Source organism: Neisseria sp. HMSC055H02 (genome assembly GCF_001813335.1).
In the GTDB taxonomy this organism is placed as follows: Bacteria; Pseudomonadota; Gammaproteobacteria; order Burkholderiales; family Neisseriaceae; genus Neisseria; species Neisseria sicca_C.
Genome location: NZ_KV812097.1, coordinates 26,975 through 35,548, shown reverse-complemented (window position 1 = coordinate 35,548; position 8,574 = coordinate 26,975). Strand labels below are relative to the sequence as shown.

The following is an 8,574-nucleotide window of genomic DNA, read 5'->3' as shown; positions in this document are numbered from 1 at the left end:
GTACTGGTTTAAATTTAATCCACTATACAACGCAATATCGCTGCATTCCGTATAAATAAAGAGGTCGTCTGAAAACCCGAAATCCGGTTTTCAGACGACCTCTTGCCATTCAAACAGGGAAACCGTTTGTCTGAAGCCCGTTTATGTTTCGGGCTGTTTCAGACGACCTCCCCTTTTCTGTTCGCCGGTTAAATACCGCGCAGCAATTCGTTGACGCTGGTTTTGGCGCGGGTTTGCGCGTCCACGCGTTTGACGATGACGGCGCAGTAGAGGCTGTGGCTGCCGTCTTTGGAAGGCATGCTGCCGGACACGACAACCGAGCCTGCCGGTACGCGGCCTTGGTAGATTTCGCCGGTAGTGCGGTCGAAGATTTTGGTGGATTGTCCGATGAACACGCCCATGGAAATCACACTGCCTTCTTCGACAATCACGCCTTCGACGATTTCAGAACGCGCGCCGATGAAACAGTTGTCTTCAATAATGGTCGGGCTGGCTTGCAGGGGTTCGAGTACGCCGCCGATGCCGACGCCGCCGCTCAAGTGGACATTTTTACCGATTTGGGCGCAAGAACCGACGGTCGCCCAAGTATCGACCATCGCGCCTTCGTCAACGTATGCGCCGATGTTGACATAAGACGGCATCAATACGACGTTTTTGGCAACGAAGCTGCCGCGGCGCGCAACGGCACCAGGTACGGCGCGGAAACCTGCGGCGCGGAATTCGTCTTCAGACCAGTCGGCAAACTTGGTCGGCACTTTGTCGAAGTATTTGTTCACGCCGTCGTTGAGGACTTCGTTGTCTTGGATGCGGAACGACAACAACACGGCTTTTTTCGCCCATTCGTTGACTTTCCACTCGCCTACGCCCAAGCGTTCGGCGACGCGCAATTTGCCTGAATCGAGTTGGCGGATGGTTTCCAACACGGCTTCTTTGACTTCGGGGGTAACGGTGGTCGGGGTGATGTCCGCGCGGTTTTCAAAGGCGGTTTCGATGATGTTTTGCAAAGACATGGGGATTCCTTTTGAAGAGGGTAAAAGGTCGTCTGAAAAATTCGGATGACCCGCAAACAGGCGGTATTTTGCCATGTAAACGCTTTGCCGTCAGCTTTTGCAAAGGTCGTCTGAAAGGTGTTTTGCTGTTTCAGACGACCTCCAAGATTGCTATGATATAGTGCCTTAACTTTAAACCGGTACGGCATTCCCTCGCCCTGTCCTGATTTAAAGTTAATCCACTATCCCATTCCCGCCATCCTTCCAAACGGAATCCAAAATGTCCGACAACTGCCTCGACACTGCCCGCCGCCATTCCCTGTTCCTCGCCCGCCAGCTCGACAACGGCAAACTCAAGCCCGAAATTTTCCTGCCCATGTTGGACAAGGTTTTAACCGAAGCGGATTTCCAAGCCTTTGCCGATTGGGACCAAATCCGCGCGGAAGAAAACGATGAAGAATTGGCGCGGCAGTTGCGCGAGTTGCGCCGTTATGTGGTGTCGCAGATTATCGTGCGCGATATAAACCGCATCAGCGATTTAAACGAAGTAACCCGCACGATTACGCTGTTTGCCGATTTTGCCGTCAATACCGCGTTGGACTTTGCCTACGCCTATTATCAGGACATGTACGGCACGCCGATCGGGCGTTATACCAAATCGCCGCAGCATTTGAGCGTGGTGGCGATGGGCAAGGCGGGCGGCTATGAGTTGAACGTGTCTTCCGACATCGATTTGATTTTTGTCTATCCCGAATCGGGCGACACCGACGGCAGGCGCGAACGGGGCAATCAGGAGTTTTTCACCAAAGTCGGGCAGAAACTGATTGCGCTGCTGAACGACATCACCGCCGACGGGCAGGTATTCCGCGTCGATATGCGGCTGCGGCCGGACGGCGATTCGGGCGCGTTGGTATTGAGCGAAACCGCGCTGGAGCAATATTTGATTACGCAGGGGCGCGAATGGGAACGCTACGCGTGGTGCAAAGGCCGCGTGGTTACGCCGTATCCGAACGACATCAAATCGCTGGTGCGCCCCTTCGTATTCCGCAAATATCTGGATTACAGCGCGTATGAAGCGATGCGCAACCTGCACCGCCAAATCCGCAGCGAAGTCAGCAAAAAAGGCATGGCGGACAACATCAAACTTGGCGCGGGCGGCATCCGCGAAGTCGAATTTATCGCCCAGATTTTCCAAATGATACGCGGCGGACAAATGCGCGCGCTGCAACTGAAAGGCACGCAGGAAACGCTGAAGAAACTTGCCGAGCTGGGCATCATGCCGTCTGAAAACGTCGAAACCCTGCTCGCCGCCTACCGCTTCCTGCGCGACGTCGAACACCGCCTGCAATACTGGGACGACCAGCAAACCCAAACCCTGCCCTCCTCGCCCGAACAGCAGCAACTGCTCGCCGAAAGCATGGGTTTCGACAGCTACGCCGCTTTTTCAGACGACCTCAACGCCCACCGCGCCAAGGTGAATCAGCTGTTCAACGAAATTTTGAGCGAACCCGAAGAGCAAACGCAAGACAACAGCGAATGGCAATGGGCATGGCAGGACAAACCCGACGAAGAAGAACGGCAAGGTCGTCTGAAAGAACACGGGTTCGATGCCGAAACCATCGCCGCAAGGCTCGACCAAATCCGGCACGGCCATAAATACCGCCATCTCTCCGCACACGCCCAGCCGCGTTTTGACGCCATTGTGCCGCTGTTTGTACAGGCGGCGGCCGAGCAACCCAATCCGACCGATACGCTGATGCGGCTGTTTGACTTCCTCGAAAACATCAGCCGCCGATCCGCCTATCTCGCCTTTCTCAACGAGCATCCGCAAACCTTGGCGCAACTGGCGCATATTATGAGCCAAAGCTCATGGGTGGCGGCATATCTGAGCAAATATCCGATTCTGCTGGACGAACTCATCAGCGCGCAGCTTTTGGATACCGCGTTCGACTGGCAAGCCCTCGCCGCCGCCCTTTCAGACGACCTCAAAGCCTGCGGCGGCGACACCGAAGCGCAAATGGACACCCTGCGCCGCTTCCAGCACGCCCAAGTCTTTCGCCTCGCCGTCCAAGACCTCGCCGGACTGTGGACGGTAGAATCCCTCTCCGACCAACTTTCTGCCCTCGCCGACACCATACTCGCCGCCGCCCTGCCGTGCGCATGGGCGGACATGCCCAAAAAACACCGCGACACCCCGCAATTCGCCGTCGTCGGCTACGGCAAACTCGGCGGCAAAGAACTCGGCTACGCCTCCGACCTCGACCTCGTCTACCTCTACGACGATCCCCATCCCGACGCAGGCGACGTGTACAGCCGCCTCGCCCGCCGCCTGACCAACTGGCTTTCCGCCGCCACCGGCGCAGGCAGCCTCTACGAAACCGACCTGCGCCTGCGCCCCAACGGCGACGCCGGCTTTCTCGCCCACAGCATCGCCGCCTTCGAAAAATACCAGCGCGAAAACGCATGGACGTGGGAACACCAATCCCTCACCCGCGCCCGCTTCATCTGCGGCACCCCCGGAATTCAGACGGCCTTCGACCGCATCCGTACCGAAATCCTCACCGCCGAGCGCGACCAAACCGCCTTGGCAGGCGAAATCATCGAAATGCGTGAAAAAATGTTCCCCACCCATCCGCCGGTTGACAGCAACGTAAAATACGCACGCGGCGGCGTGGTCGACGTCGAATTTATTGTCCAATACCTCATCCTTGCCCATGCCCGAAAATATCCGCAACTCCTCGACAACTACGGCAACATCGCCCTCTTGAACATCGCCGCCGACTGCGGCCTCATCGGCAAAACCCTCGCCGAACAAAGCCGCACCGCCTACCGCTTCTACCGCCAGCAACAGCACAACACCAAACTGCGCGATGCGGAAAAAACCGAAGTAACCGACGAATTGCTGGCACATTACGGCAATGTCAGGAAGTTGTGGCGGGAAGTTTTTGGGCAAGAGGCGAAACTCGGATAAAGCGGATGTTACGAAGGGGGATTAAACCATCCACCGCGTAGCGTGTACCATCCGCGAACCACTACCAAACCCGTAGCGTGGGCTTTGTCCACGAACCAAACCCAAAATTTCAGACGACCTCTTTTACCCGCTATTTTCGTAGGCAAAGCCCACGCCACCATCTGCGCCATCAAGGCAAAAGGCCGTCTGAAAACACTTTTCATACGACCTTTAGGCAAATTGGATTGTCGGACCCAACATTGCGAATTATCCGATTTTCGTTGGGTTTCAAATCAATCTAAGCACGGCGTATCTTGTGCCCCACCTCGAATTACTAACAAACCCATAGCGTGGAATCCGTCCACAAAAATGATTAAAAAAGGTCGTCTGAAAATTCAAACACCAGGTTTTCAGACGACCTTTCACATTTTTTCACCCATACCCGGGAGGCTCCGGCGCACCTGCGGGCTGTTTGTAGCGGTTGTACATAAACAGATACTGCGTCGGGAACCGGCTTATCCAATATTCCGTATTTTCATTGATTACCCGCGCATCGTGTTCTTTATCGCCGTTCAGTTCGCCGCGTAAGGGTTCGATGTGCAGGACAAACCCGCGTCCTTTCGGCAGGCGTTCTCCGCAGAAAAACAATGCCTCAACCCCTTTTACCTGCGCAAGCTTGCCTGCCAGCGTCATGGTAAAAGCCGGTTTACCGAAAAACTCTGCCCACACACCGTCTCCGCCTTCTTCTGGCGCAGGGACATGGTCGGGCAAAACGATGGTGGCTTCGCCCGCACGCAAGGCTTTGATGACCTGCTTAACGCCTTGAATACTGGTCGGCGCGGTTTTACCTTTACCGCGTACGCGCCCCGCCTGCATGACTTCATCCATCGCTTTAAGCTTCGGAGGTTTGTACATCGCCGTAAGCGGAAACGGAAGCTGTTGGCTGATATATCGTCCGGCAAGGTCGTAGCTGCCGATGTGCGGGGTAATAAACAACAATCCTTCGCCCGCATCCAACGCAGCCTGTACATGCTCCCAACCGCGTACTTCTACAAACAATTTTTCTATGCTTTCAGGTCGTCTGAAAAAAGCCACGGGCAATTCCAACCCGCCTTTGACGGTTTCGCGGAACACAGCCTTGACCGCCGCTTCATCGGACTGCAAACCGGCCGTGCGCATATTGTCAAATACGCGTTCGCGATCCTCACGGCGCAGATAATAAACCACACCGCCCAACACGCCCGCCAATGCGTGCAACAGGCGCAGAGGCATGGCGGCGAAGAGTTTGAAGAAAAAGGTAATCAGAATATACATAAAGGTATACCAAAGAAAGGTGGTCGGATTGTATAGCCGAATACGCAGGCAGTCGATACCTCTTTGACTGCCTGCACGCCGTTTCCATCAAGATGCTCCTTCAAACCAAATAACAAAATTGATAGTAACCGTTGTAAAATTTTTACAGACTGAAAACGTATAGACAAGACTTTCCCTAAAACTTCGTTAATTTTAAAAAACAGTTATCTGCTATCAATACAAATATCGGAAAAACAGCTTTGCTTTTTATATTTATCTGTTTATAAATTATTTTTTAAATTTCAACCCAAATCTACACTTCTGCCTTTTCATTTTCTTATAAATTAAACCTTGTTTTTCATTTCTAAAAAATCGTCTTTTTGCTCATCTTAAAATACATTGGGATTTGATCAAACAACAATTATTTACGGCAAATTTAAACGCAAATGCTCTCTTTTGCGCCTGATTGATGTACACTTACAAACGTAAGCATTTGAAATTTCGTAAAAATATAAGAAGAATCACAATCATCTTCTTTTTGTAATGCTTCTCAAATCAAACTACACGAACAGAAAGGCATACACCATGGAAACCAAACGTCTCTCTTCCCTTCTCAAACTCATCGCCAACCCCGAACGCATGACCATTTTGTTTATGCTGATGGACAGCGAACGCAGCATCGCCGAATTATCCGAAGCGCTCGGACAGCCTGCAACCGCCGTTTCCAACCACCTCGCGCGCCTGCGCTCCGAAGGTCTGATCGATTTCACCCGCTACCACCGCATCATCGAATACCGGCTGGTATCCGAAGAAGCCGCCGCCATCCTCAATACGCTGCGCAATTTGGAAAACCGTAAAGCCGCCTAAGAGCTGTTGAACCTTATTTTCTCAAACGGATTTTTGTTTCAAAACCGGCAGCCGCCAAAATCCCCTGATGTTACAATAACGTCCCGTTTACCTAACAAAGCGGTTTTGCATGAACCGCTTTTGTTTTGTCCTTATTTTGCCCGAAAAGCCCGAAACGCTTTTCAGACGACCCTAACACACGGAATCCGCATGAAAATCACCACTTGGAACGTCAATTCCCTCAACGTGCGCCTGCCGCAGGTGCAAAACTGGCTTGCCGACCATCAGCCCGATGTCCTCGTCTTGCAAGAACTCAAGCTCGACCAAGCCAAATTTCCCGCCGCCGCCCTGCAAATGATGGGCTGGCACAGCGTTTGGAGCGGACAAAAAACCTACAACGGCGTCGCCATCATCAGCCGCAGCGAACCGCAAGACGTACACGTCGGCCTGCCTACCCTGCCCGACGACCCGCAACGCCGCATCATCGCCGCAACCGTCAACGGCGTGCGCGTCATCAATGTCTATTGCGTCAACGGCGAAGCCCTCGACAGCCCGAAATTCCAATATAAAGAACAATGGTTTGCCGCATTGACTGAATTTGTCCGCGACGAAATGACGCGCCACGAAAAACTGGTCTTGCTCGGCGACTTCAATATCGCGCCAGCCGATGCCGACTGCTACGACCCCGAAAAATGGCATGAAAAAATCCACTGCTCATCCATCGAGAGACAGTGGTTCAAAAATCTGTTGGATCTGGGCTTGACCGACAGCCTGCGCCAGATTCATCCCGAAGGCGCGTTTTACACTTGGTTTGACTATCGCGGCGCAATGTTCCAACGCAAACTCGGACTGCGCATCGACCACCAGCTCATCAGCCCCTCCCTGTCTGCCGTATTGAAAGACGTTTATGTCGATTTGGACGCGCGCGCGCAAGAACGCCCGAGCGACCATGCGCCGGTCGTGGCTGAATTTGATTTGTAAAGCGTAATCTTAAAAAAGGTCGTCTGAAAACCAAAAATTGGGTTTTCAGATGACCTTTTTAAATTCCAAACTGTATTGGTGTGTACGGATTTGACGTTTGGTTTTTTATTATTCAAACCACCAAAACTCTTATTCAATATGTCGCCTGATGCCCAAAGTCAGCCTGTCTAAACCGGCCAAATCCTGTCGGGTTTCAATCTCTGTAAAACCATTTTCCGACAAAATCTGCCGTACCACTCTACCTTGGTTATATCCATGTTCCAACAGCAACCACCCGCCCTCTTTCAAAAATTCAGGCGCACGCTGTGCCAGCTCCCGAATACAGGTCAAGCCGTCGGCAAAATCGGTCAATGCCGTTTGAGGCTCAAAGCGCAAATCTCCTTGATTCAAATGGCTGTCATCTGCCTCAATATAAGGAGGGTTAGAAACAATAACGTCAAAACGATATTTGTCTTCAGACGACGTTTTATCTGTATCAAACCATGATCCTGATGCAAACTCAACTGCTGCGCCCAAATTTTCTGCGTTTCGACAGGCAACAACCAAAGCCTGCCTGCTAATATCAGACGCGCGTACTTCTGCATCCTTCCGCTCCAATGCCACCGTAACGGCAACCGCTCCGCTACCGGTACCCAAATCCCAAATCCGTCCGTTTTTCGGAAGATGTTCGATAACCGCTTCAACCAAATGCTCGGTTTCCGGACGGGGAATCAAAACATCAGGGCAGACTTCAAACCAACGGCCATAAAACTCCCGGCCACCCATGATATAAGCCATTGGCTCACCGTTCAGACGACGTTCCGCCAAACTCTCCAACCGCACGAAAACATCTGCCGGAATCGCTTCTGCTCCCTGCATTATTAATTGAACACGGCTGTAACCTCCTGACTTTTGCAGAAGCATACGTGCCTCTATGCGCGGTAGTGGAGACTGCCGTATCCAGTCATCTAATGTCATCACTCTTTTTTCATTCATTTCCATCTTATCATTCATCAACTCTGCCTGCTAAAAACAAATATAAAATACTTCCAAGATTTCCTTGAATTTACCAACATTTAATTTTCCAAGTAGCTTTTTTTGTTCACCAAGCAACAGATTCAAGACGAAAGCCAAAACAAGCGTGAACACCTTGTGAGAATTTCCCCATAGAAGATGTCGTTTGATGAAAAACACGAAAACTATTGAAAATCGTATCCACTTATACTGCTTCAAAAATCCTACATATCTACCCTATGCATTTTCTTATTTAGTAAATGAACATATATAATAAAAAGCAACAGTACAAGCATCATAACGCTAAACGTTCTTGAACCACTATTTTCCCTAAGAATCAAGGATTAGGCTGTGTATTCCTGATTGGAAAATTTCCTATAAATAAGGATGCGTCGTATTTAAAACATCATAAAAAGCGAGAGAGGTCGTCTGAAATATTTCAGACGACCTCTAAGTAAATAAGACAAAAGCCTGAAACAATCAGGCTTTTATATTTGGCTCCCCGACCTGGGCTCGAACCAG

General features: G+C 51.4%; 7 protein-coding genes. 3 read left to right on the top strand and 4 right to left on the bottom strand.

All coding sequences use genetic code 11. The annotated features are described in order from the left end of the window. Positions 1-188: 188 nt before the first annotated feature. Positions 189-1,010 (bottom strand): 2,3,4,5-tetrahydropyridine-2,6-dicarboxylate N-succinyltransferase, encoded by an 822-nt coding sequence (gene dapD, locus HMPREF2907_RS07575; RefSeq protein WP_036491649.1) that lies wholly within the window; start codon positions 1,008-1,010, stop codon positions 189-191. A gap of 259 nt (positions 1,011-1,269) precedes the next feature. Between dapD and glnE the strand changes: the two genes are divergently transcribed. After that, positions 1,270-3,960: a bifunctional [glutamate--ammonia ligase]-adenylyl-L-tyrosine phosphorylase/[glutamate--ammonia-ligase] adenylyltransferase gene (glnE, locus tag HMPREF2907_RS07570; protein ID WP_070681784.1), complete on the top strand. Its 2,691-nt coding sequence runs from the start codon at positions 1,270-1,272 to the stop codon at positions 3,958-3,960. An 8-nt stretch (positions 3,961-3,968) separates the two neighbouring features. Here the strand turns inward: glnE and HMPREF2907_RS12960 are convergent, their stop codons facing one another. Beyond that, a complete protein-coding gene (locus HMPREF2907_RS12960) occupies positions 3,969-4,163 on the bottom strand; it encodes a hypothetical protein (protein WP_070681781.1) in 195 nt (64 codons plus the stop codon). 208 nt (positions 4,164-4,371) lie between these two features. Further along, positions 4,372-5,253 carry a lysophospholipid acyltransferase family protein gene (locus HMPREF2907_RS07560; RefSeq protein WP_070681777.1) on the bottom strand — a complete coding sequence of 294 codons (882 nt, stop codon included), beginning with the start codon at positions 5,251-5,253 and terminating at the stop codon, positions 4,372-4,374. A 564-nt stretch (positions 5,254-5,817) separates the two neighbouring features. On the opposite strand from HMPREF2907_RS07560, the gene HMPREF2907_RS07555 reads away from it, so the two are divergent. Both HMPREF2907_RS07555 and xth read left to right on the top strand, forming a co-directional pair. Continuing rightward, positions 5,818-6,099 (top strand): ArsR/SmtB family transcription factor, encoded by a 282-nt coding sequence (locus HMPREF2907_RS07555; protein ID WP_070681774.1) that lies wholly within the window; start codon positions 5,818-5,820, stop codon positions 6,097-6,099. A 189-nt stretch (positions 6,100-6,288) separates the two neighbouring features. Beyond that, positions 6,289-7,059, top strand: coding sequence for an exodeoxyribonuclease III (xth, locus tag HMPREF2907_RS07550; RefSeq protein ID WP_070681771.1), 771 nt, complete (start codon positions 6,289-6,291; stop codon positions 7,057-7,059). A gap of 129 nt (positions 7,060-7,188) precedes the next feature. Here xth and prmC read toward each other — a convergent pair whose 3' ends face one another. Further along, positions 7,189-8,016: a peptide chain release factor N(5)-glutamine methyltransferase gene (gene prmC, locus HMPREF2907_RS07545; RefSeq protein WP_070681930.1), complete on the bottom strand. Its 828-nt coding sequence runs from the start codon at positions 8,014-8,016 to the stop codon at positions 7,189-7,191. Between the last annotated feature and the right edge of the window lie 558 nt (positions 8,017-8,574).